We start from the raw sequence: 21734 nt of genomic DNA on the forward strand, positions 1-21734 counted from the left end.
CGGGCCCAGCATAGCGGCTGCAATCGATAGACGCACGTTATCAGACTTACCGATTTGTGACAGAAACAAAAGTCTCAGCGGCGGTCCAGAGAGTAGACGAACGGCGCCACGACTTCGATCGTGCCATTGTTCAGCAACTCGGGTGGCGGCTTGGGTACCGTGCCGGCTCGACGGATCATTTCCAGGGTCGCTCGGTCCAGTGCTGCACTGCCCGAACCACCCGCCATGGAGTACGACACCACCTTGCCTTCGGCGTCGACCACGAAGCGCAGGCGGTTGATGCCCTGCAGGCCGCGACGGCGCGCGTCTTCCGGGTAGCGCTTGTACTTGGCCAGATGGCGCAGCAGATCACTCTGCCAGGTGGGCAGGGCGTTGCTGTTGGACGCAATGCTCGGTGCCGGTGCCGCAGACTTTTGCGGTGGCGTGTTGCTCGGCGGTGCGTCTACCGTCTGCTCGGTTGGCGGTGTTTCCTTCGGCGGCTCAGGCTTTTTCTCGGGCTTCGGCGGCTGTGGCTTGGCCTTCGGCTTGGGCGGCTTGGGGATGGCAATCTTCGGCTTGGGCGCTTCCACCAGCTTCGGCAGCGGCGGTTCCTCGACCGGTGCCGGTGGCTGCGGCGCCGCCTTTGGAGGTGGTGGTGGCGCAGGCTCTGGCAACGGCGCCAGTTCGACCATCATCGCTGCCGGCGGCAGCTCGATGGCCTGTGGCACCGACCAGTTGAGCGTCAGCAGCACGGCGACCACGTGCACGCCCAGCACGATCGCCAGGCTGCCACCGTAGCGCGCCATGTTAGAGCGCGGTTTTGTCATTTCTTGGCTGCCGTCTCGAGACCTACCAGACCGACTTTCAGGTAGCCGGCCGCGCGCATGTTGTTCATCACTTCCATCAGGTCACCGTAATCCACGCCTTTGTCGGCCTGGAAGAAGATGGTGGTTTCCTTGTCACCCTTGGTCTTGGCGTCGAGCATCGGGCCAAGCTGGTCGGGTGCTGCAACCTGATCGTCGCCGACGTACAGCTTCTGGTCGGCCTTGACGCTGACGAACACCGGCTTCTCGGGCCTCGGCGCCGGCTTGGCGGTCGAGGCCGGCAGGTCGACCTTGATGTCGACCGTGGCCAGAGGAGCTGCGACCATGAAGATGATCAGCAGCACCAGCATCACGTCGATGAACGGCGTAACGTTGATTTCGTGGTTTTCGGCGAGGTCATCGCCACCTTCGTTGAGATGCAGGCCCATGGATTACCCCACTTTCACCATGTGCGGGGCGGCGCGCTCGCTGCCCTGGTGGTCCAGGTCACGGCTGACCAGCAGCAGTACCTGGGCGGAGGCGTCGGACACTTGGGCCTTGTAGCCAGCGATGGAGCGGGCGAAGACGTTGTAGATGACCACTGCCGGGATTGCCGCGACCAGGCCCAGGGCCGTGGCCAGCAGCGCCTCGGCGATACCTGGGGCAACCACAGCCAGGTTGGTGGTCTGCGTCTTGGCGATGCCGATGAAGCTGTTCATGATGCCCCACACGGTACCGAACAGGCCGACGAACGGGGCGGTAGAACCGATGGTGGCGAGTACGCCGGTACCGCTGCTCATGGTGCGGCCGCTGGCGTGCACCAGGCGCTCCAGGCGGAAGCTGACGCGCTCCTTGATGCCCTCTTTCTCGCGGGCGTTGGCCGACAGGCGCATTTCTTCGAGGGCGTCGTGGACCAGGGTGTGAGCCAGTGTGCCTTCCTTGTTGGTGGCTTCACTGGCTTCTTTCAGGGTGGTGGACTTCTTCAGCTGGGCGATCTCACCACGCAGGCGACGCTTGGCGCCCATCAGCTCGAAGCCTTTGGCAATCCAGATGGTCCAGGTGATGATGGAGGCGATGGCCAGGCCGATCATGACGATCTTCACCACGATGTCGGCGTTCTTGTACATGCCCCATGGGGACAGGTCGTGGGCCATGCCCAACGAGGTGTCCTCCACCAGGGCTTGAGCGCTCGGCTCTGCTGGGGTCTGTGCATCGGCCGGGGTGGCAGCAGTAGCGTTGGCAGCAGGCGCCTGCGCATCGGCAGCCGGGGCTGCAGCAGGTGCGGCCGGGGCAGTGGCTGCGGCAGGCGCGGCGGCGTTGGTGGTCGGCTCATCGGCCATGGCCACCGGGGCCAGCACCAGGCTGAGCATCAGCGCGGCGATGGCGCGCCAGGCGCGCGACGGGGTTGGCGAAGCGGAAGGTTGAATACGTGTCATGCTGGCCGGACCTGATGAAGAAATTGAGTGAGCGTTCTCCAAGGCCTCGAGGTAGGCCGAGAACAAATTGGCGGCCATTATTGCAAGTAATTCTTGTTAACAAAAGTAATCTTGTTGCTTTTTTCGCCTATGGTCTAGCCACCCATCGTGTAGCGTGGCCGGGCTGATCAATTGGTCTAGGGAGTTTAGAGATGTCAGACCTTTCCGTGATGGTGGTGGGTTGTGGTGATGTGGGTGGGCGTCTGGCCCAGCAAATGATTGCCAAAGGCTGGCAGGTGAGCGGCCTGCGCCGCTCTGTCGGGCAGCTGCCTGCGGGCGTCCAGCCAGTTGCCGCGGACTTGGCCGATCCGTCAATCCCGCCAGCCTGGCCACAGGGGCCGCTGGATTACCTGGTGTACTGCGTGGCGGCCAGCCAGCACGACGAAGCGGGTTACCAGGCGGCCTATGTTGATGGCTTGCGCCATGTGTTGGCGTGGCTGGCCGAGCGTGGTCAGCGCCCGCGTCGCCTGTTGTTCGTCTCCAGCAGCAGCGTGTATGCACAAAAGAATGGCGAGTGGGTCGAGGAGGGGGCGGCCACCGAGCCTGAAGGTTATTCCGGGCGGGTTATGCTGGAGGCTGAACGACTGGCGCTGGCCAGTGGTGTTCCGGCGAGCGTGGTGCGCCTGACCGGCATCTATGGCCCGGGCCGCGAATGGCTATTGAGCCAGGTGCGCCAGGGTTACCGTGTGGCCCAGGACCCGCCCCTGTATGGCAACCGCATTCATGCCGAGGATGCCGCCAGCCTGTTGGCGTTTCTGCTGCAGGCCGATGCGGATGGCAAGGTGCTGGACGACTGCTACATTGGCGTGGACGATGACCCGGCGCCGCTGGCCGATGTAGTGGCCTGGCTACGCGCGTACATGGGGGTTACCGAATGGTCCGATGAGCAGCGGGTGCGGCGTACGGGCAGCAAGCGCTGCAGCAATGCCCGGGCCCGGGCGCTGGGCTGGGCGCCGGTGTACCCGAGTTACAAGGAAGGGTATGCAGCCATCCTGAAAGGAGGGCGCTGAGTCTGCTGGCCTCTTCGCGGGTCAACCCGCTCCCACTGGTACTGCACAGCGCTGAAGGGCAGTGAAGATCCTGTGGGAGCGGGTTTACCCGCGAAGAGGCCTGTGCATTCAGTGCAAATGCAGCAGGACTCAGCTGCGCTCCAGCACCCACTGACGCTTGCCTGCGGCCAGCTCCGGCATTTCATCTGGCTGGGCACGGTTCACTGCCTGGAAAATCTCCAGCTTGTCGCCATCACGCTTGATGATGAACGGTGCGCCGCGCTGGTTACGCTCCAGCCACAAGCTGTCATTGCTACCGCCCATGGTCGCGCAGTCACCTGCCAGGCACAGGGCAAAACGGTCCGGCCCCGGCAGGCCGGTGACGTTCCCGGTGTCGCTGAAGCGCACGCTGGCACCTTTTCCTTCGCCTTCGACCACCTTCCAATTGCCGCCCAGGTAGGCCTGGTACAGCGCTTTCTCGAAGCTGCTGCCCAGCGGCACATTGGCAGTAGCCGGTGCCTTGGCGCGGACGAAGGTCTGCTTGGTGCCGCGCTGGTCGACGGCTTGCAGCTCGTCACCATCGAGTGACAGCTGCTCGGTCTGGCCGCCCTCGAAGCTGGCCTGCCATTGCTTGTCTTTGGCGCTCAGCTGGCCGTCAGCGGCCTCGAAACCATTGCTGTAGCTAGCCTGTTGGTTGGCAACGTCGAGCTTCCATTCGAACACCGGGCCGTGCTCGTTAAGCGCCTGGCGCAGGCTGCCGCCCTTGACCGCAGCAGTGATGGCGTCCTGGTTGATCCAGGTACCGTTGAAATCTTCAGGTTTGTGGCTGGCGCAGCCGCCCAGTAGCAGGGCTGCCAGCGCGAGGGACAGTGCTTGACGCATGACGGGATAACCTTGCAGGGAAGGGGAGGTGACGGGCGAGGCGCCCGTCACCAAGGGCATCATTCGATGACCAGGATGGCGTCCATTTCGACTTGAGCGCCTTTTGGCAGTGCGGCAACGCCGATCGCGGCGCGGGCCGGGTAGGGCTGCTCAAAGTAGCGGCCCATCACCTCGTTGACCTTGGCGAAGTGGCTCAGGTCGGTGAGGAAGATGTTCAGCTTGACGATGTCCTTGAACGAGCCGCCAGCAGCTTCAGCAACGGCCTTGAGGTTCTCGAAAACCTGCACGGTCTGGGCTTCGAAGCCTTCGACCAGCTCCATGGTTTTAGGGTCCAGCGGAATCTGGCCGGACATGTACACGGTGTTGCCGGCCTTGATCGCCTGCGAGTAGGTACCGATAGCAGCTGGGGCTTTGTCGCTGTTGATGACGGTCTTGCTCATGATGACTCCTTGCGGTTGGCGGACTACGTACGCATGCGGGTGATGCGGACCACACCGGTCAGGGTACGAAGCTTCTTGATCACACGCGCCAGGTGCACGCGGTCGTGCACGCTGACCACCAGTTGGACCACGCTGATACGGCCGTCGCGTTCGTCCATGCTGATCTTCTCGATGTTGCCGTCGGCGGCGTTGACGCTGCTGGCCAGCAGGGCGATCAGGCCGCGCTGGTGTTCCAGTTCGACGCGCAGTTCGACATTGAATTCACCGGCGATGTCTTTGGCCCAGGAGAGTTGCACGCACTTTTCCGGGTTGTGGCGGATTTCACTGATGTTGCGACAGTTTTCCAGGTGCACGACCATGCCTTTGCCCGCCGACAGGTGGCCGACGATCGGGTCGCCCGGGATCGGCGTACAGCACTTGGCGTAGCTCAGCACCAGGCCTTCGGTTCCGCGGATCGCCAGCGGGCCTTCCGGTGCCGGCAGCTGCTCGCCATCGGCCGACAGCAGGCGGCGCGCGACCACGTAGGCCATGCGGTTGCCCAGACCGATGTCTTCGAGCAGGTCTTCGATGAGCTCCAGGCGGTATTCGGCGAGAATTGCCTGGGTGCGTTCCTGGGGGATTTGCTCCAGGCTGCTGTCGAAGCCGGTGAGTACCTTGTTCAGCAGGCGTTCGCCCAGGCTGATGGACTCGGAGCGGCGCTGCTGCTTGAGCGCGTGGCGTATGTGCGTGCGCGCTTTGCCGGTAACCACGAAGTTGAGCCAGGCCGGGTTTGGCCGGGCGCCCGGGGCGCTGACGATTTCCACCGTCGAGCCACTTTGCAGCGGTTCGGAAAGCGGCGCCAGGCGGCGGTTGATGCGGCAGGCGATGCAGCTGTTGCCAACGTCGGTATGCACTGCATAGGCGAAGTCGACAGCCGTGGAGCCTTTGGGCAGCTCCATGATCCGGCCTTTGGGCGTGAATACGTAGACCTCGTCCGGGAACAGGTCGATCTTCACGCTCTCGATGAATTCCAGCGAGTTACCGGCCCGTTGCTGCAGTTCGAGGATGCCCTTGACCCATTGGCGGGCGCGGGCGTGGTTACCCTTGGGCTGCTCGTCGTCGTTGGATTTGTACAACCAGTGCGCGGCGATGCCGTTGTTGGCCATCTCTTCCATTTCGCGGGTGCGAATCTGGATTTCGATGGGCACGCCGTGCATGCCGAACAAGGTGGTGTGCAACGACTGGTAGCCGTTGGCCTTGGGGATCGCGATGTAATCCTTGAAGCGACCGGGCAGTGGCTTGTACAGGTTGTGTACGGCGCCGAGCACACGGTAGCAAGTGTCTACCTTGTCGACGATGATGCGGAACGCATACACGTCCATGATCTCGTTGAAGGCACGGCGCTTGCCGCGCATCTTCTTGTAGATGCCATAGAGGTGCTTCTGTCGGCCGCTTACCTCGCCTTCGATGCCATCGGCAGCCAGGCAGTTGGCCAGCGAGTGCTCGATCTTGGCGACAATTTCTTTACGGTTGCCGCGTGCGCTTTTCACTGCCCGGTGAATCAGTGAGGAGCGCATTGGGTGCATGGCTTTGAAGCCGAGGTCCTCGAACTCCACGCGCACGTTGTGCATGCCCAGGCGATTGGCGATGGGGGCGTAGATTTCGAGGGTTTCCTTGGCGATGCGCCGGCGTTTTTCGCCGGACAGCACTTCCAGGGTGCGCATGTTGTGCAGGCGGTCGGCCAGCTTGACCAGGATCACGCGGATATCGCGGGCCATGGCCATGGCCATTTTCTGGAAGTTTTCGGCCTGTGCCTCGGCCTTGGTCTCGAAGTTCATCTGGGTCAGCTTGCTGACCCCATCGACCAGCTCGGCCACGGTCTCGCCAAACTGTTGGCTGAGGGCTTCCTTGGCGATACCGGTGTCTTCGATCACGTCGTGCAGCATGGCCGCCATCAGGCTTTGATGGTCCATGTGCATGTCAGCGAGGATGCTGGCCACGGCCAGCGGGTGGGTCACGTAGGGCTCGCCGCTGCGGCGGCGCTGCCCATCGTGAGCCTGTTCGGCGTAGAAATAGGCACGCCGGACCAAGTTGACCTGTTCGGGGCCAAGATAGGTCGACAGCCGTTCGGCCAAGGCTTCTATACCCGGCATGGGTTTACCTCCTGCCGAGGAAGAGGGCCTTGCGCCGTGCGACGTCGACCTGGCATCAATCAGACAGCCTCGTTGTTCTCGTCCTCGAACGCGGCGAACACCGGATCCTCGGTGACGATCTCTTCAGCGGCGATGAACTCGTTGGTGACGATGCCTTCGGCGATTTCACGCAGGGCAACAACGGTCGGCTTGTCGTTTTCCCACGCAACGCGTGGCTCTTTGCCGCCGGTCGCCAGCTGGCGAGCGCGCTTGGTCGAGAGCATGACCAGCTCGAAGCGGTTATCCACGTGTTCCAGGCAGTCTTCAACAGTTACGCGGGCCATGGTCTTCCTCAGTAGCAAATGCGGTGGGCGTGCAGCCCGATAATGGGCAGGCGGACTCGATAGTATAAAAATTCACCAGCCAATAGGGAAGCGCTGTTTTGTCGGGCCACGTTAACCTCAGGCCCAGGACCGCACCCAGTGAGAGCGGCTTTCGCCGCGAAACGGCCGGAACAGACGCCGTCAATGGATGAGCCTGACGATAACCTCAGAGCATCGCGCCGCGCAACCGGGGGGTCAGTTCTTCGAACAAGGTCTGCACCGAGCGCAGTGCCCGGCAATCCGGCCGGGTCAGCAGCCACAGCTGGGTGTCGCAGCCGGCCAACGGTCCGCTCAGCGCATCCACACCCGGCAGCGCATGCACCATATAGTCCGGCAGCGCCGCCACGCCTAGCCCGGCGGTCACCAGCTGGGCGATGGTGGACATGCTGCTGCACTGGTAGCGCGGGCTCAGCCCTGGGTATTGCTGGTTGCGCCAGACCACGGTGGGGTGGTCCTGCATCGAGTCGTCAGGAGCGATCCACGGCGTGCCGGCGGGCGATTCGGCCAGGCGCTCGCGCCACTGCGGCTGGCCGCAAACCACATAGGACGTAGAACCCAGGTTGCGGCCCACCAGATGCTCCGGGGGCGTGTTGGTCAGGCGCAGGGCAATGTCGGCATCGCGCCGGCTGAGGTTGGCGAACGTATTGGAGGTGCCCATCTCCAGCGACAAGGCCGGGTAGTTGGGCATGAACTCGGCCAGCGCCGGCAACAACAGGCTGTGCATCACCGCCTCGGTGCAGGTCAGGCGCACTGTACCGCTAACCACCTGCTCGCCGCTGGTCATGGCGATGCGTGCGGCTTCCAGCGCCTGTTCGGCGCGTTCGGCCTGCTCAGCCAGGGCCTGGGCAGTGTCGGTCGGCAGGTAGCCTTTGCGGCTTTTTACGAACAGCGCGGTGCCCAGTGCCGATTCCAGCCTGCGGATTGAGCGGAACACGGTCGAAACATCGACTTTCAGCAGCTCGGCGGCCTTGGCCAGCGAGCGGCCGCGCTCCAGTGCCAGGACCAGGGAGAGGTCGGCGTGGGTAATCTGATATTGCATTGGTGCACGCTCTGCTTGCCGAATTGCCAATGTCTGTTGCGTCAGGGCCATTTTATAGTGAAACGGCCCCCCGGAATCAATGCGTCCGGTCGGGTAACCAGTCCCCACGATGGGAAAGTGAAAAGAACAACAGCTGCAACCATCGTCGCCCGTGAGGCGCCAGCCGTATCCCCACATCGCCGCAGCAAATCAAAGGATGTACAGCCATGACGTCGGTAACCCCGTGCGCCAGTTCTTCCAGCGAGATGAATGACTTCCTCCAGGCCCATCCGGACACGCAGTACGTCGATCTGCTGATCTCCGACATGAACGGCGTGGTGCGTGGCAAGCGCATCGAGCGGGCCAGCCTGCACAAGGTGTACGAAAAGGGTATCAACCTGCCGGCATCGCTGTTCGCCCTGGACATCAACGGCTCTACCGTTGAAAGCACCGGCCTTGGCCTGGACATCGGCGATGCCGACCGTATCTGTTTCCCGATCCCCGGCACGCTGTCGGACGAGCCGTGGCAGAAGCGCCCGACCGCCCAGCTGCTGATGACCATGCACGAGCTGGATGGCCAGCCGTTCTTTGCCGACCCGCGTGAAGTGCTGCGCCAGATCGTGAGCAAGTTCGATGACCTGGGCCTGGATATCTGCGCCGCGTTCGAGCTGGAGTTCTACCTGATCGACCAGGACAACCTCAACGGCCGCCCGCAACCGCCGCGTTCGCCCATCTCCGGCAAGCGCCCGCAGTCGACCCAGGTATACCTGATCGACGACCTCGACGAGTATGCCGACTGCCTGCAAGACATGCTCGAAGCGGCCAAGGAGCAGGGGCTGCCAGCCGATGCCATCGTCAAGGAGAGCGCCCCGGCGCAGTTCGAAGTGAACCTGCACCACGTGGCCGACCCGCTGAAGGCCTGCGACTACGCGATTCTGCTCAAGCGCCTTATCAAGAACGTTGCCTACGACCATGAAATGGACACCACCTTCATGGCCAAACCCTACCCGGGCCAGGCCGGCAATGGGCTGCACGTGCACATCTCGCTGCTGGACAAGAAGACCGGCAAGAACATCTTCGCCAGCGACGACCCGTTGCAAAGCGACACGCTGCGCCACGCGATCGGCGGCGTGCTGGAAACCATGCCGGCGTCGATGGCCTTCCTCTGCCCGAACATCAACTCCTACCGCCGCTTCGGTGCGCAGTTCTACGTGCCCAATGCGCCAAGCTGGGGCCTGGACAACCGCACCGTCGCCGTACGCGTACCGACCGACAGCAGCGACAACGTGCGCCTTGAGCACCGCGTGGCGGGCGCCGACGCCAACCCGTACCTGATGCTGGCGGCAATCCTGGCCGGTGTGCATCACGGTCTGACCAACAAGGTCGAGCCCGAGGCGCCGATCGAAGGCAACTCTTACGAACAGCTGGAGCAGAGCCTGCCGAACAACCTGCGCGACGCCCTGCGTGCGCTGGACGACAGCGAAGTCCTCAACCAATACATCAGCCCGGACTACATCGATATCTTCGTGGCCTGCAAGGAAAGCGAACTGGCCGAGTTCGAGGTGTCGATTTCCGACCTTGAGTACAACTGGTACCTGCACACGGTGTAAGCCCATGAGCGCAATTGCGGTCCCCTTGATCGGTGTCAGCGCCTGCCGCCAGCAGGTGGGGAAGAACTCGTCGCACACGGTAGGCGACAAGTATGTCGAGGCGGCCGGCTTTGCCGGCCTGCCGCTGATCTTGCCGGCCCGTGACGGCGGCAGCGACACGCACGCTTTGCTGGCCCGGCTGCACGGCATTGTTTTTACCGGCTCGCCTTCAAATATCGAACCGCATCATTACAATGGCGCCCCCAGTGCGGCCGGTACCCGTCATGACCTGGCGCGTGATCGCCTGACCCTGCCGCTGCTGCAGGCGGCCATCGCTGCCGGCGTGCCGGTGTTCTGCATCTGCCGTGGGTATCAGGAACTGAACGTGGCCCTTGGCGGCAGCCTGCATCAGCGTGTGCAGGAACTGCCCGGTTACCTTGATCACCGCGAACCTGAGGACGCACCCCTGGAGGTGCAATATGGCCCTCGTCACCCCGTCGCCCTCGAGCCTGGCGGGTTGTTCGAGCGCCTGGGCCTGGCAGCGCAGTTCGAGGTCAACTCGCTGCACAGCCAGGGCATCGATCGCTTGGCCCCCGGGCTGCGCGTCGAGGCACGGGCCCCGGATGGCCTGATCGAAGCAGTGTCCATGCCCGATGCCCCTGGCTTTGTGCTTGGTGTGCAGTGGCACCCGGAGTGGCGCTTCAATGAAAACCCGGTTTCGCTGCGTCTGTTTCAGGCGTTTCGCGAGGCCTGCATTGCTTATGCAGCACGGGAGGGTGCACGGCAGGAGTGATTCTGGCGTCAGCCGAAGGTCTCGGATGACTGGTTCCCGACAGCAAGCTTTCAATGAGTGAAAGCGGGCCTTGTACGCAAGGCCTGTGAAAACAATTCCAAAATTTACGGCAAATACTCATGAGCAATTACACAGAAGCCGGCCGCCCACCCGATGTAGTGGCCGACGCGGGAAACACTCAGCGCAGCAAGGGCCTGGCCCAAGGCCGCCTGGGCTTGCTGGCCAGCGTGGTGCTGGGCATTTCCACCATCGCCCCGGTTTACACCTTGACCGGCGCCCTTGGCCCGACCGTGCGCGAGGTGGGGGCCCACCTGCCGGCCGTGTTCATCGTCGGCTTCCTGCCGATGCTGCTGGTGGCCCTGGGCTACCGCGAGCTGAATTCGGCAGAGCCGGACAGCGGCACGTCGTTTACCTGGTCGGCGCGTGCCTTCGGGCCGATGATCGGTTGGATCGGCGGCTGGGGGCTGGTCGTTGCCACCACTATCGTGCTGTCCAATCTGGCCGGGGTGGCGGTCGACTTCTTCTACCTGTTCCTCGGCCAGATCACCGGCAAGCATGAGCTGGCTGCGTTGGCCGACAATCTGTTGATCAACATCACGACCTGTTGCGTGTTCATCGCCCTGGCGGTGTGGATCTGCTGTCGCGGCATTGCCACCACCATGACCGTGCAGTACGGCCTGGTGGCCTTGCAGTTGCTGGTGTTGATCGGCTTTGCCTTCGCCGCCTTCGGTGGCACCACCGCGCCGGCACCGCTGGAATTCGATTTCGCCTGGTTCAACCCGTTCGGCGTCGAATCCTTCTCGGCCTTTGCCGCCGGCCTGTCGCTGTCGATCTTCATCTTCTGGGGTTGGGACACGTGCCTGACCGTGAGCGAAGAGTCGGTAGGCAGTGAAGAGGTGCCGGGCAAGGCCGCCACCTGGACCGTGATGTTGATCCTCGGCCTGTACCTGTTCACCGCCATCGCCACGCTGCAGTTTGCCGGTATCAGCGAAACCGGCCTGGGGCTGAACAACCCACGCATCCAGGAGAACGTGTTCGCCCATCTGGCAGGCCCGGTCATGGGGCCGTTGGCGATCCTGATGTCCATTGCCGTGCTGGCCAGTACGGCAGCGTCGCTGCAGTCAACCTTCGTGGCGCCGGCGCGCACGCTGTTGGCCATGGGTTACTACGGCGCGGTACCACCGAAGTTCGCCAGCGTCTGCCCACGTTCGCAGACACCACGCTATGCCACCATCTGCGCCGGCCTGGCGGCAGGCCTGTTCTACGTGACGATGCGGACCCTGAGCGAGAACGTGCTGGCAGATACCATCACCGCGCTTGGCATGATGATCTGCTTCTACTATTCGCTGACCGCGTTTGCCTGCGTCTGGTATTTCCGTGACAGCCTGTTCGACAGCGTGCGCCACTTCGTCATGCGCGGCCTTTGCCCGCTCGTGGGAGGGGTGATCCTGTCGGTGATCTTTGCGCGTACCGCCATCGACAGTGCTTCGCCGGATTTCGGCAGCGGCTCGCATGTAGGTGGGCTGGGGCTGGTGTTCGTCATCGCCGCGATCATCTCGGCGCTTGGCATTGGCTTGATGATGCTGTCGCGCATGCGCGCGCCGGCGTACTTCCTGGGGGCTACCCTGCGTCAGCAGGCTACCTTGCCCCTGCAGGAATAATTGGAAGGGGCTGCTCTGCAGCCCATTCGCGGGCCAAGCCCGCTCCCACAGGACAACCGCTGCCTTCAATGCCGGCGCAGCATTTGTGTGAGCGGGCTTGCCCCGCGAATGGGCCGCAAAGCGGCCCCTTCGTTTTCAGCCAACCAACTGTTTCAGCAATGCGCCGTGGCGCTGTTGCTGCTTCTTCAGCAGCAGGCGATTCGAACGGAACACTGCTTTCAAGTCTGCCAGCGCCACGTCGAAATCATCGTTGATGATCACGTAGTCATATTCGTCGTAGTGCACCATCTCGCTGACCGCTTCCTTCATGCGCCCGGCAATGATCTCTTCGCTGTCCTGCCCGCGGCCGTCCAGACGCTGGCGCAGCGCTTCCTGGCTTGGCGGCAGGATGAACACCGACAGTGCCTGCGGCATCAGCTTGCGCACCTGCTGGGCGCCTTGCCAGTCGATTTCCAGGATCAGGTCATAGCCCTGGTCCAGGGTGTGCTGCAATGCGCTGCGCGAAGTGCCATAGAAGTTACCGAACACTTCGGCATGTTCCAGGAAGTCACCTTGCGCGATCAGTGCCTTGAATTCCTCGTGGACGACGAAGTGGTAGTTCACCCCGTGCTGCTCGCCCGGACGCATGGCGCGGGTAGTGTGCGAGACCGAGACGCGAATCTGCTGGTCGTCCTTGGTCAGGGCGGTGACCAGGCTGGTCTTGCCGGCGCCGGAAGGGGCCGAAACGATGTAGAGGGTGCCGCTGCTGTGGTTCATGGTCGGGGTGGCCTTACTCGATGTTCTGTACTTGTTCACGCATCTGTTCGATCAATACCTTCAGGTTGACCGCCGCTTGCGTGCTGCGTGGGTCGAAGGCCTTGGAGCCGAGGGTATTGGCCTCGCGGTTGAGTTCCTGCATCAGGAAGTCCAGGCGCCGGCCGGCGGCGCCACCTCCTTTGAGCACCCGGCGTACTTCGGTAACGTGGGTGCTGAGGCGGTCGAGTTCCTCGGCCACGTCGCTTTTCTGTGCCAGCAGTACCATCTCCTGCTCCAGGCGCTGCGGGTCGAGTTCGGCCTGCATGTCGCCGAAGCGGTCGAGGATCTTCTGCCGCTGCGCCGCCAGCATCTGCGGCACCAGTGCGCGCAGAGTGGTGACTTCGCCGGCCATGTTGTCCAGGCGCTCGTTGATCAACCGGGCCAGTTCCTGGCCTTCGCGCTGGCGCCCGGCCTTGAGTTCGGCCAAGGCTTCGTCGAACAGCGCCATGGCTTCGGCGTTCAGCGCCTGCGGGTCGCTGGTGTCGGCCACCAGCACGCCCGGCCACGACAGCACTTCCAGCGGATTCAGCGGGGCCGGCTGTTTGATCAGGCCGGCCACTTCTTCGGCGGCGGCCACCAGTTGCGCGGCACGCTCGCGGTCTACCTTCAGGGGTTTGCCATTGCTGTCTTCGTTCAGGCGCAAGGTGCATTCCACCTTGCCCCGCGACAGGCCTTGGCGCAGGCCTTCACGCACGCCGCCTTCAAGGTCGCGCAGGGCCTCGGGCAGGCGCAGGTGCGGTTCCAGGTAACGGTGGTTGACCGAACGCAGCTCCCAGACCAGGGTGCCTTGGCTGCCGGCGCGCTCGACACGAGCAAAAGCGGTCATGCTGTGCACCATGGGGAGTACCTCGCGTAGTTGAATGAACGGTGGGAGCCTCTCGGCTGCAAGGCGCAGGATTGTAGCGCAGTGGGGCCGTGGCGCCCAATCCGCCTATGTTACCGAGGGGTGGCTGCAGTGGTAGGAAAAGGCGACGGGCAGCCCCGCGTACGACAATAGGCATGTCCTCGCCGGGCTGCGGGCTCTATAATGCTCGGCAGATTCAAAGTCCCAGTACAGGTATCCCAGATGAAACGTCCAAGTGGTCGCGCCGCCGATCAGCTCCGCTCGATCCGCATCACCCGCAACTACACCAAGCACGCCGAAGGGTCGGTACTGGTCGAGTTCGGTGACACCAAGGTCATCTGCACGGTCAGCGTGGAGAACGGTGTACCGCGCTTCCTCAAAGGCCAGGGCCAAGGTTGGCTGACCGCCGAATATGGCATGCTGCCGCGCTCTACCGGCGAGCGTAACCAGCGCGAAGCCAGCCGTGGCAAGCAGGGTGGCCGCACCCTGGAAATCCAGCGCCTGATTGGCCGCTCGCTGCGTGCTGCGCTGGACATGAGCAAGCTCGGTGACATCACCCTGTACGTCGACTGCGATGTGATCCAGGCCGATGGCGGTACCCGCACCGCGTCCATTACCGGTGCCATGGTCGCCCTGTGCGACGCCCTGGCAGTGATCAAGAAGCGCGGCGGCCTCAAGGGCGGCAACCCGCTCAAGCACATGATCGCAGCCGTATCTGTCGGCATGTACCAGGGCGAAGCGGTGCTCGATCTGGACTACCTGGAAGATTCCGCCGCCGAAACCGACCTGAACGTGGTCATGACCAGTGCCGGTGGTTTCATCGAGGTACAGGGTACCGCCGAAGGCGCGCCGTTCCAGCCGGAAGACTTCAACGCCATGCTGGCGCTGGCGCAGAAGGGCATGAACGATATCTTCGAGCTGCAGCAGGCGGCTCTGGCTGACTGACTGTTTGGGGCCGCTGCGCGGCCCCTTCGCGGGACAAGCCCGCTCCCACAAGATGGACTGCCCCCAAGGGTTGGATTGGTGTCCAGCTTCTTGGGGGCAGTCCAAGATTTGTACAGCTTTTCAGCCATACATGAATCCTGTGGGAGCGGGCTTGTCCCGCGAACGGGCTGCGCAGCAGCCCTAGCACTCAGATGGTCAACGTCCAGTCATAGTCGACAATCAGCGGCGCATGCTGGGAGAAGCGCGGCTGACGCGGCAGGCGGGCATTGCGCACGAAGCGGCGCAGGCCCGGCGTGAGGATCTGGTAGTCGAACCGGTAGCCCAGGTTGAGCATCTCGGCCTGTTCGTTGTCCGGCCACCAGCTGTACTGGTCGCCTTCACGGCTGACTTCGCGCAGGGCATCGACGTAGCCCATTTCGCCAGTTATCGCATCCATCCAGGCCCGTTCAGGCGCCAGGAAACCCGGCGACTGCTGGCTGTCACGCCAGTTCTTGATGTCGAGCTTCTGCTGCGCCACATAGAACGAGCCGCAGTAGATGTACTCGCGACGCTTGCGGCGCTGCTTGTCCAGGTACTTGGCGAAGTCGTCCATCAACTTGAACTTCTGGTTCAAGTCTTCGTCGCCGTTCATGCCCGAAGGCAGTAGCAGGCTGGCAATACTGACTTTGTCGAAATCTGCTTGCAGGTAACGCCCGTAGCGGTCGGCTGTCTCGAAGCCCAGGCCGGTGATGACTGCCTTGGGCTGCATGCGCGAGTAAAGGGCCACACCACCTTGGGCTGGCACCTCCGCGTCGCAGGCATAAAGGAAATAGCCATCGAGCTGGAAAGCTGGGTCATCGAGTTCAAAGGCCGAGGCGCGGGTATCCTGAAGGCAGATGACGTCGGCATTCTGGGCTTGCAGCCAGCTGAGCAAACCACGCTCGGCTGCAGCCTGAATGCCATTTACGTTCACACTGATGATCCGCATAAATGGCCCCATAAATCTCGTGCGTGTATGATACCCGAGCTCAACCCATTTAGCTAAATCCGTGGTGTCCGGGACTATTCATGCAGCCGTATCAGCGCGACTTTATCCGTTTTGCCATCGATCGCGGGGTACTGCGTTTCGGTGAATTCACCCTGAAATCGGGGCGTACCAGCCCGTATTTCTTCAATGCCGGCCTGTTCAACACCGGTTCCGCCCTGGCCGAACTGGGCCGTTGCTACGCCGCCGCCATCGTCGACAGCAAGATCCCCTTCGATGTGCTGTTCGGCCCGGCCTACAAGGGTATCCCGCTGGCGGCGACCACCGCCGTAGCGCTGGCTGACCAGCATCAGCTCGACGTGCCATGGTGCTTCAACCGCAAGGAAGCCAAGGACCACGGCGAAGGCGGTAGCCTGGTCGGCGCACCACTGGCCGGCGAAGTGCTGATCATCGACGACGTGATCACTGCCGGTACCGCCATCCGTGAGGTCATGCAGATCATCAACGCCCAGCAGGCCAAGGCCGCCGGCGTGCTGATCGCGCTGAACCGCGAAGAGCGTGGCAATGGCGAGTTGTCGGCGATTCAGGAAGTGGAGCGCGACTTCGGAATCCCGGTGGTCAGCATTGTTTCGCTGACCCAGGTGCTGGAGTTCCTGGCTGACGATCCGCAGCTGAAGCAGCACCTGCCGGCTGTCGAGGCCTACCGGGCGCAGTACGGGATCTGATCCTGGCCTGGAAATGAAAAAGGCGACCTTCACATGAAGGTCGCCTTTTTTGTGTCACCTGTTCAGACCCTTTCGCGGGTTAACCCGCTCCCACCGGATCTCCACAGCCCTCAAAGGCGGTGCTATCCCCTGTGGGAGCGGGTTTACCCGCGAAGAGGCCGATGCAGGCTAGCCAATCACTCAGCGTGGCTTGCGATTGGTAATCAGGGTACCCACGCCGCTGTCGGTGAAGATCTCCAGCAGCACTGCATTCGGCACTCGACCGTCGATGATGTGCGAGCTGTTCACGCCGCCCTGCACCGCATCCAGCGCACATTTGATCTTCGGCAGCATGCCGCCGTAGATGGTGCCGTCAGCGATCAGTTCGTTGACCTGCTCGGTGGTCAGGCCGGTCAGGACCTGGCCCTGCTTGTCCATCAGGCCGGCGATGTTGGTCAGCAGCATCAGCTTCTCGGCCTTCAGCGCCTCGGCCACCTTGCCCGCCACCAGGTCGGCGTTGATGTTGTACGACTCACCGTTGGCACCCACGCCGATTGGCGCGATGACCGGGATGAAGTCGCCCTTCACCAGCATGTTCAACAGGTCGGTGTTCACGCTCACCACTTCACCGACGTGACCGATGTCGATGATTTCCGGGGTGGTCATCTCTGGCGTCTGGCGGCTGACGGTCAGCTTGCGTGCGCGGATCAGCTCCGCGTCCTTGCCGGTCAGGCCGATGGCGCTACCGCCGTGGCGGTTGATCAGGTTGACGATGTCCTTGTTGACCTGGCCACCCAGCACCATCTCCACCACGTCCATGGTCGCCGAGTCGGTGACGCGCATGCCGTCGATGAAGTGGCTTTCGATCGACAGGCGCTTGAGCAGGTCGCCGATCTGCGGGCCACCACCGTGGACCACCACCGGGTTGATGCCCACAGCCTTCATCAGCACGATGTCACGGGCGAAGCCGGTCTTGAGCTCCTCGCTCTCCATCGCGTTGCCGCCGTACTTGATCACCAGGGTCTTGCCGACAAAGCGGCGGATGTAAGGCAGTGCTTCGGACAAAACCTCGGCTACATGGGAAGCGGCATCGCGATCGAGGGTCATGCAGGGCTCCTGTAAGGAACAGATAGTCGGTCAGAACGGCAGTTGCAGCTCAGGCTCAACCCGCAGCAACTGGGTACGGAAAACATCCTTGATACGTTGCAACTCGGCGTCACTGTCGGCCTCGAAGCGCAGCACCAGCACCGGCGTGGTGTTGGAGGCGCGAACCAGGCCCCAGCCGTGGTCGTAGTCGACCCGCACACCGTCGATGGTGGTCAGGTTGGCTTCGCCCCAGTCGGCGTCGCGTTGCAGTGCATCAATGATGCTGAATTTACCCTCGTCGGTCACATCAATATTGATTTCCGGCGTGGAAATATCATTCGGGAAGGCGGCAAACAGGTTTTCGGCGCTCTGCTTGGTCTTGCTGAGGATCTCCAACAGGCGTGCGGCGCTGTAGATACCGTCGTCAAAACCGTACCAGCGTTCCTTGATGAAGATGTGACCGCTCATCTCGCCAGCCAGCAGCGAACCGGTCTGTTTCATCTTCTTCTTGATCAGCGAGTGGCCGGTTTTCCACATCAGTGCGCGGCCGCCGTGCTGTTCGATCAGCGGGGTCAGGCGACGGGTGCATTTGACGTCGAAGATGATCTCGGCGCCCGGGTTGCGCCCCAGTACGTCCTGGGCAAACAGCATCAGAAGGCGGTCTGGGTAGACGATGCTGCCGGTGTTGGTCACCACGCCGACCCGGTCGCCGTCACCGTCGAAGGCCAGGCCGATGTCGGCACCGGTTTCCTTGACCTTGGCGATCAGGTCTTCGAGGTTTTCCGGCTTGCCCGGGTCCGGGTGGTGGTTGGGGAAGTTGCCATCGACCTCGCAGAACAGCGGGATCACCTCGCAGCCCAGGGCTTCGATCAGTTGTGGCGCAATCACGCCGGCGGCACCGTTGCCGCAGTCCACCACTACCTTGAGCTTTTTCGCCAGCTTCACGTCGCCGACAATCTGCTTGAAGTAGCGGTCAAGAATCTTGACCTTTTCCACGCGGCCTTCGGCCAGGGTCAGGTCGTTGGTTTTCAGGCGGGTCAGCAGGGCCTGGATCTGTTCATTGGCCAAGGTGTCGCCGGCGATGACGATCTTGAAACCGTTGTAGTCCGACGGGTTGTGGCTGCCAGTCAGCATCACGCCAGACTTGCCGGCCAGTACGTTGGCTGCGTAGTACAGCGCCGGGGTAGGAACCAGGCCGACGTCGCTGACCTGGCAGCCGGCGTCAACCAGGCCCTTGATCAGCTGTTCGACCAGCATCGGCCCGGACAGGCGGCCATCACGACCTACCGAAACCTGCGGTTCGCCTTGGGCCAGGCTCTGTGCGCCGATGGCGCGGCCGATCCAGTAGGCGGTTTCGGCGTGGAGGGTTTTGCCGACCACGCCGCGGATGTCATAAGCGCGGAAAATGCTGTCTGGCAATGCGGCGGGGACCAGGCGGGCCATGTCGTTCATCTCTGGAAGCTCCATTAGTCAAAGGCTTTCTGGGCAGGCGCAAACTGAACGCTTGGACGGTGGTTTCGCCAGAGAGTTCGCCATCCTTGGCCCGAACGGTCATTTGCCGGCTCAGTGGCTGCCGGAGTGACCGAAGCCGCCAGCGCCCCGCTGGCTTTCATCGAATGCCTCGACGATGTCGAAGTGGGCCTGTACCACCGGTACCAGCACCAACTGGGCGATACGTTCGCCAACCGCGATGGTGAACGGGGTGTTGCCTCGGTTCCAGCACGACACCATCAGTTCGCCCTGGTAGTCCGAGTCGATCAGCCCGACCAGGTTGCCCAGCACGACGCCGTGCTTATGGCCCAGGCCCGAGCGCGGCAGGATGACCGCAGCCAGGCCTGGGTCGCCGATATAGATCGACAGGCCGGTAGGGATCAGCAGGGTCTGGCCAGGCTCGAGGACCGTGTCCTCCTTCAGCAGGGCGCGCAGGTCGAGGCCGGCGGAGCCGGGGGTGGCGTAGGTCGGCAGCGGGAATTCGCTGCCCAGGCGTGGGTCGAGGATCTTGGCTTGAAGAGCGTGCATGTAACTTATTGAACCTGATTGAGCCGTTCGGCGATGAAGGCGACCAGTTGCCGGGCAATCTTGCCCTTGCTGGTCTGCGCGAAGAGAGTCTGGTGCTGCTGGCGGTCGATCACGGTCAAGGCGTTTTCTTCGCTGTTGAAGCCGATGCTGGGGTTGGCCACATCATTGGCGACGATCAGGTCGAGGTTCTTGTCCTTGAGCTTGCGCGTGGCGTAATCGAGCAGGTGCTCGGTTTCGGCGGCAAAGCCGACGCTGAACGGGCGATCGGCGCGGCCAGCAATGGTGGCAAGGATATCGGGATTGCGCACCATCTGCAGCAGCATGCCGTCGCCGGTCGTAGGATCTTTCTTCAGTTTTTGTGTGGCAACCACTTCGGGGCGGTAGTCCGCAACCGCTGCCGAGGCAATGAACAGGTCGCACGGCATGGCCGCTTCACAGGCCGAGAGCATGTCCCGCGCGCTGACCACGTCGATGCGGCTGACACGGTCTGGGGTTGGCAGGTGCACCGGACCGGTGACGAGGGTTACCCGAGCCCCGGCTTCAGCGGCCGCTTCGGCCAGCGCGAAGCCCATCTTGCCGGAGCTATGATTGGTGATGTAACGCACCGGGTCGATGTTTTCCTGGGTCGGCCCGGCGGTGATCAGCACGTGCTTGCCGGTCAGTGCCTGGCGCTTGAAGCTTTCTGCGGCACACCAGGCCAGGTCGGTGGCTTCAAGCATGCGCCCCAGGCCGACGTCGCCACAGGCCTGGCTGCCGGAGGCCGGGCCGAACACCTGGATGCCACGGCTCTTGAGCAGTTCGAGGTTGGACTGGGTGGCCGGGTCGCGCCACATGGCCTGGTTCATCGCAGGCGCCACGGCAACGGTGGCATCGGTGGCCAGTACCAGGGTGGTCAGCAGGTCGTCGGCCATCCCTTGGGCCATGCGCGCCATCAGGTCGGCGGTGGCTGGGGCGATCAGCACCAGGTCGGCCCACTTGGCCAGTTCGATATGGCCCATGGCCGCTTCGGCAGCCGGGTCGAGCAGGTCCATGTGCACCGGATGGCCCGACAGCGCCTGCAGGGTCAGCGGGGTGATGAATTCGGCACCACCACGGGTCATGACGACGCGCACCTGCGCGCCGTGCTCCAGGAGTCGGCGAATCAGCTCGGCGCTTTTGTAGGCGGCAATGCCACCACCTACGCCGAGAACGATGCGCTTGCGATACAGCCGCTGCATAGGCTTGCCTTTTTCCAGTGAGAGCGGGCGGCGACGTTTGAAAATGCCTGCGGCAGAACGTCGCATGTACGAGGCGAAATAGATTACCACAGGGCCGAAATGGGCCGCAGCAAGGGGCAGGGATGAATATCAGGGAGTGGCCGGCTGAAGAACGGCCGAGGGAGAAGTTGTTGCAGCGAGGGGCTGCTGCGCTGTCGGATGCAGAGTTGCTTGCCGTACTGCTGGGCTCCGGGGTTGCCGGGCGCAATGTGCTGGACCTTGCGCGAGGGCTGCTGGTGCGTTTTGGCGGGCTCAGGCAGTTTCTTGAGGCCGAACGCGAAGCGGTGCTGCGTGAGCCGGGCATTGGCACCGTAAAATACGCACAGTTACAGGCGCTGTTGGAGATTGGCCGGCGTTATCTGGATGAGAACCTCGAGCGCGCATCGGCGCTCGAGGGCCCTGCGGCGGTGCGGCGCTATCTCAAGGCTATGTTGCGTCATGAGATCAGTGAGGTATTCGGTTGCCTGTTTCTGGATACCAAGCACCGCCCATTGGCGTTTGAGATCCTGTTCAGGGGCACGATAGACCGGGCCAGTGTCTACCCGCGGGAGGTCGTGCGGCGGGCACTGCTGCACAACGCGGCGGCGTTGATCCTGTGCCACAACCACCCTTCAGGCAACAACGAGCCGAGCCAGGACGATGTGCATTTGACCTTGTCGCTGAAGCGGGGGCTGGCGTTGATTGACGTGCGGGTGCTGGACCACATCATCATCGGCGACGGGGAGCCGTTGTCGATGGTCGAGCATGGGTGGATTGTGGCGTAAGGCAGGTCAATGCGGTCAGGGCTAGCACGCGCCTGCCTTGAGGTTTGTGGCGTCTGTGAGATCCAGCGCCCCCCCCCCCGCGCCCCGTCGACCAAAACCCACCAACCAAAAGGGCGGCCGCCCCAAAAACAAAGGGTACAAGTGAACAATCGGGAGTACCACCCCCCCCACCCGCTCACCAGGGTCCCCCCCCCCCCGGGGCCCCCCCACGTCGCCCCCCACCGGGGGGCCCCG

Annotated in this window: 21 protein-coding genes and 1 pseudogene; 7 read left to right on the forward strand and 15 right to left on the reverse strand. The window is 63.0% G+C overall.

Annotated elements, in window-relative coordinates; all coding sequences use genetic code 11:
- Positions 1-74: 74 nt before the first annotated feature.
- The 3 genes from OO258_RS19910 to exbB are packed head-to-tail and all read right to left on the reverse strand — an operon-like array spanning position 75 to position 2218.
- On the reverse strand, positions 75-806 hold the full coding sequence (locus OO258_RS19910; protein WP_110743425.1) for an energy transducer TonB: 732 nt from the start codon (positions 804-806) through the stop codon (positions 75-77).
- On the reverse strand, positions 803-1231 hold the full coding sequence (exbD, locus tag OO258_RS19915) for a TonB system transport protein ExbD (protein WP_003253367.1): 429 nt from the start codon (positions 1229-1231) through the stop codon (positions 803-805). The genes OO258_RS19910 and exbD overlap by 4 nt, the downstream gene beginning before the upstream one ends.
- A 3-nt stretch (positions 1232-1234) precedes the next feature.
- The gene (exbB, locus tag OO258_RS19920; RefSeq protein WP_266032148.1) at positions 1235-2218 is read right to left on the reverse strand and encodes a tonB-system energizer ExbB; all 984 of its coding nucleotides are present in this window, start codon (positions 2216-2218) and stop codon (positions 1235-1237) included.
- Between the two features lie 191 nt (positions 2219-2409).
- Here exbB and OO258_RS19925 point away from each other — a divergent pair, with 191 nt between their 5' ends.
- Positions 2410-3267, forward strand: a complete 858-nt coding sequence (locus tag OO258_RS19925) for an SDR family oxidoreductase (RefSeq protein WP_266032149.1) — start codon at positions 2410-2412, stop codon at positions 3265-3267.
- Positions 3268-3396: 129 nt separating this feature from the next.
- On the opposite strand, the gene OO258_RS19930 is transcribed toward OO258_RS19925, so the two are convergent.
- The 5 genes from OO258_RS19930 to OO258_RS19950 form a co-directional block, all read right to left on the reverse strand.
- Entirely contained in the window at positions 3397-4128 is a 732-nt protein-coding gene (locus tag OO258_RS19930; RefSeq protein WP_266032150.1) for a hypothetical protein, read from the reverse strand.
- Positions 4129-4187: 59 nt separating this feature from the next.
- On the reverse strand, positions 4188-4568 hold the full coding sequence (locus OO258_RS19935) for a RidA family protein (RefSeq protein WP_009684531.1): 381 nt from the start codon (positions 4566-4568) through the stop codon (positions 4188-4190).
- Between the two features lie 23 nt (positions 4569-4591).
- Positions 4592-6700, reverse strand: coding sequence for a bifunctional GTP diphosphokinase/guanosine-3',5'-bis pyrophosphate 3'-pyrophosphohydrolase (gene spoT, locus OO258_RS19940; protein WP_110743422.1), 2109 nt, complete (start codon positions 6698-6700; stop codon positions 4592-4594).
- A gap of 59 nt (positions 6701-6759) precedes the next feature.
- A complete protein-coding gene (gene rpoZ / locus OO258_RS19945; RefSeq protein ID WP_003253383.1) occupies positions 6760-7023 on the reverse strand; it encodes a DNA-directed RNA polymerase subunit omega in 264 nt (87 codons plus the stop codon).
- A 205-nt stretch (positions 7024-7228) separates the two neighbouring features.
- Positions 7229-8101, reverse strand: a complete 873-nt coding sequence (locus tag OO258_RS19950; RefSeq protein ID WP_110743421.1) for a LysR family transcriptional regulator — start codon at positions 8099-8101, stop codon at positions 7229-7231.
- A 206-nt stretch (positions 8102-8307) separates the two neighbouring features.
- Between OO258_RS19950 and OO258_RS19955 the strand changes: the two genes are divergently transcribed.
- From OO258_RS19955 to OO258_RS19965, 3 genes are all read left to right on the forward strand, one after another.
- Entirely contained in the window at positions 8308-9690 is a 1383-nt protein-coding gene (locus OO258_RS19955; protein ID WP_110743420.1) for a glutamine synthetase family protein, read from the forward strand.
- Positions 9691-9694: 4 nt separating this feature from the next.
- Positions 9695-10462 carry a gamma-glutamyl-gamma-aminobutyrate hydrolase family protein gene (locus tag OO258_RS19960; RefSeq protein WP_266032151.1) on the forward strand — a complete coding sequence of 256 codons (768 nt, stop codon included), beginning with the start codon at positions 9695-9697 and terminating at the stop codon, positions 10460-10462.
- 119 nt (positions 10463-10581) lie between these two features.
- Positions 10582-12123, forward strand: a complete 1542-nt coding sequence (locus OO258_RS19965) for an APC family permease (protein ID WP_266032152.1) — start codon at positions 10582-10584, stop codon at positions 12121-12123.
- Between the two features lie 135 nt (positions 12124-12258).
- Here OO258_RS19965 and gmk read toward each other — a convergent pair whose 3' ends face one another.
- Positions 12259-12879 carry a guanylate kinase gene (gmk, locus tag OO258_RS19970; protein WP_266032153.1) on the reverse strand — a complete coding sequence of 207 codons (621 nt, stop codon included), beginning with the start codon at positions 12877-12879 and terminating at the stop codon, positions 12259-12261.
- Positions 12880-12892: 13 nt separating this feature from the next.
- Positions 12893-13756: a YicC/YloC family endoribonuclease gene (locus OO258_RS19975; RefSeq protein WP_110743416.1), complete on the reverse strand. Its 864-nt coding sequence runs from the start codon at positions 13754-13756 to the stop codon at positions 12893-12895.
- 228 nt (positions 13757-13984) lie between these two features.
- On the opposite strand from OO258_RS19975, the gene rph reads away from it, so the two are divergent.
- Entirely contained in the window at positions 13985-14707 is a 723-nt protein-coding gene (rph, locus tag OO258_RS19980) for a ribonuclease PH (protein WP_266032154.1), read from the forward strand.
- Positions 14708-14894: 187 nt separating this feature from the next.
- Here the strand turns inward: rph and OO258_RS19985 are convergent, their stop codons facing one another.
- Positions 14895-15674, reverse strand: coding sequence for an exodeoxyribonuclease III (locus OO258_RS19985; protein WP_003253401.1), 780 nt, complete (start codon positions 15672-15674; stop codon positions 14895-14897).
- Between the two features lie 80 nt (positions 15675-15754).
- Here OO258_RS19985 and pyrE point away from each other — a divergent pair, with 80 nt between their 5' ends.
- On the forward strand, positions 15755-16396 hold the full coding sequence (gene pyrE, locus OO258_RS19990) for an orotate phosphoribosyltransferase (protein WP_014861506.1): 642 nt from the start codon (positions 15755-15757) through the stop codon (positions 16394-16396).
- A 180-nt stretch (positions 16397-16576) separates the two neighbouring features.
- Here pyrE and argB read toward each other — a convergent pair whose 3' ends face one another.
- The 4 genes and pseudogenes from argB to coaBC all read right to left on the reverse strand — a co-directional run bounded on the left by argB (position 16577) and on the right by coaBC (position 20697).
- Positions 16577-17482 (reverse strand): acetylglutamate kinase, encoded by a 906-nt coding sequence (gene argB / locus OO258_RS19995; RefSeq protein WP_004575216.1) that lies wholly within the window; start codon positions 17480-17482, stop codon positions 16577-16579.
- Positions 17483-17512: 30 nt separating this feature from the next.
- Positions 17513-18880: pseudogene (locus OO258_RS20000) on the reverse strand (phosphomannomutase/phosphoglucomutase); the annotation flags it as partial.
- Between the two features lie 144 nt (positions 18881-19024).
- Positions 19025-19480 (reverse strand): dUTP diphosphatase, encoded by a 456-nt coding sequence (gene dut, locus OO258_RS20005; RefSeq protein ID WP_110743413.1) that lies wholly within the window; start codon positions 19478-19480, stop codon positions 19025-19027.
- A gap of 5 nt (positions 19481-19485) precedes the next feature.
- Entirely contained in the window at positions 19486-20697 is a 1212-nt protein-coding gene (gene coaBC, locus OO258_RS20010; RefSeq protein ID WP_266032160.1) for a bifunctional phosphopantothenoylcysteine decarboxylase/phosphopantothenate--cysteine ligase CoaBC, read from the reverse strand.
- A gap of 122 nt (positions 20698-20819) precedes the next feature.
- Here coaBC and radC point away from each other — a divergent pair, with 122 nt between their 5' ends.
- Positions 20820-21500 carry a RadC family protein gene (gene radC, locus OO258_RS20015; protein WP_266032156.1) on the forward strand — a complete coding sequence of 227 codons (681 nt, stop codon included), beginning with the start codon at positions 20820-20822 and terminating at the stop codon, positions 21498-21500.
- Positions 21501-21734 lie beyond the last annotated feature (234 nt).

The sequence above is a fragment of the Pseudomonas sp. DCB_BI genome (assembly GCF_026240995.1).
Taxonomy (GTDB): Bacteria; Pseudomonadota; Gammaproteobacteria; order Pseudomonadales; family Pseudomonadaceae; genus Aquipseudomonas.

Excerpts from the sequence above, each read along its gene's own strand:
- OO258_RS19910 (WP_110743425.1), bottom strand. The coding sequence starts at position 806 with ATGACAAAACCGCGCTCTAACATGGCGCGCTACGGTGGCAGCCTGGCG.
- exbD (WP_003253367.1), bottom strand. The coding sequence starts at position 1,231 with ATGGGCCTGCATCTCAACGAAGGTGGCGATGACCTCGCCGAAAACCAC.
- exbB (WP_266032148.1), bottom strand. The coding sequence starts at position 2,218 with ATGACACGTATTCAACCTTCCGCTTCGCCAACCCCGTCGCGCGCCTGG.
- OO258_RS19925 (WP_266032149.1), top strand. The coding sequence starts at position 2,410 with ATGTCAGACCTTTCCGTGATGGTGGTGGGTTGTGGTGATGTGGGTGGG.
- OO258_RS19930 (WP_266032150.1), bottom strand. The coding sequence starts at position 4,128 with ATGCGTCAAGCACTGTCCCTCGCGCTGGCAGCCCTGCTACTGGGCGGC.
- OO258_RS19935 (WP_009684531.1), bottom strand. The coding sequence starts at position 4,568 with ATGAGCAAGACCGTCATCAACAGCGACAAAGCCCCAGCTGCTATCGGT.
- spoT (WP_110743422.1), bottom strand. The coding sequence starts at position 6,700 with ATGCCGGGTATAGAAGCCTTGGCCGAACGGCTGTCGACCTATCTTGGC.
- rpoZ (WP_003253383.1), bottom strand. The coding sequence starts at position 7,023 with ATGGCCCGCGTAACTGTTGAAGACTGCCTGGAACACGTGGATAACCGC.
- OO258_RS19950 (WP_110743421.1), bottom strand. The coding sequence starts at position 8,101 with ATGCAATATCAGATTACCCACGCCGACCTCTCCCTGGTCCTGGCACTG.
- OO258_RS19955 (WP_110743420.1), top strand. The coding sequence starts at position 8,308 with ATGACGTCGGTAACCCCGTGCGCCAGTTCTTCCAGCGAGATGAATGAC.
- OO258_RS19960 (WP_266032151.1), top strand. The coding sequence starts at position 9,695 with ATGAGCGCAATTGCGGTCCCCTTGATCGGTGTCAGCGCCTGCCGCCAG.
- OO258_RS19965 (WP_266032152.1), top strand. The coding sequence starts at position 10,582 with ATGAGCAATTACACAGAAGCCGGCCGCCCACCCGATGTAGTGGCCGAC.
- gmk (WP_266032153.1), bottom strand. The coding sequence starts at position 12,879 with ATGAACCACAGCAGCGGCACCCTCTACATCGTTTCGGCCCCTTCCGGC.
- OO258_RS19975 (WP_110743416.1), bottom strand. The coding sequence starts at position 13,756 with ATGGTGCACAGCATGACCGCTTTTGCTCGTGTCGAGCGCGCCGGCAGC.
- rph (WP_266032154.1), top strand. The coding sequence starts at position 13,985 with ATGAAACGTCCAAGTGGTCGCGCCGCCGATCAGCTCCGCTCGATCCGC.
- OO258_RS19985 (WP_003253401.1), bottom strand. The coding sequence starts at position 15,674 with ATGCGGATCATCAGTGTGAACGTAAATGGCATTCAGGCTGCAGCCGAG.
- pyrE (WP_014861506.1), top strand. The coding sequence starts at position 15,755 with ATGCAGCCGTATCAGCGCGACTTTATCCGTTTTGCCATCGATCGCGGG.
- argB (WP_004575216.1), bottom strand. The coding sequence starts at position 17,482 with ATGACCCTCGATCGCGATGCCGCTTCCCATGTAGCCGAGGTTTTGTCC.
- dut (WP_110743413.1), bottom strand. The coding sequence starts at position 19,480 with ATGCACGCTCTTCAAGCCAAGATCCTCGACCCACGCCTGGGCAGCGAA.
- coaBC (WP_266032160.1), bottom strand. The coding sequence starts at position 20,697 with ATGCAGCGGCTGTATCGCAAGCGCATCGTTCTCGGCGTAGGTGGTGGC.
- radC (WP_266032156.1), top strand. The coding sequence starts at position 20,820 with ATGAATATCAGGGAGTGGCCGGCTGAAGAACGGCCGAGGGAGAAGTTG.